Annotated in this window: 1 pseudogene; it reads left to right on the top strand. The window is 57.5% G+C overall.

From position 1 onward, the window contains the following. Window positions 1-358 (top strand): annotated as a pseudogene (locus NW835_RS12320) (RNA-guided endonuclease TnpB family protein); the annotation flags it as partial.

Here is a 358-nt window from a genome sequence, read left to right as displayed (position 1 = left end):
GCTCGCAAGGTTGCCCAGCAAAAGAATCGTCCGGTCAAAGCGTTCAAGGGCGGCTTTGTTACCTACGATGCCCGCATCTTCTCTTTCCGGGAGAAGGACTGGACGGTGTCGCTGACCACCGTTGAGGGATGCGAACGCTTTGAGCTGGATGTTGGCTCCTACCAGCGCGGGATGCTGGCGGGTTCTCATCCCAAAGCGGCCACGTTGGTCAAACGCCAAGACGGTTCCTACTTCACCCAGATTTGCGTGGAATCTGAGGTACCGGAACCGGAGAGCGCCGTCAAGGCGATTGGCGTGGACTTGGGTAGGAGAGATATTGCCCATACCTCTGAGGGAGAGAACTGGAATGGACAGCAGC

It is taken from the genome of Synechococcus sp. OH2, assembly GCF_047462155.1.
Taxonomy (GTDB): Bacteria; Cyanobacteriota; Cyanobacteriia; order Thermostichales; family Thermostichaceae; genus Thermostichus.
Note: the sequence above shows the minus strand (reverse complement) of the source record. Positions and strands in the feature narration are given on the sequence as shown.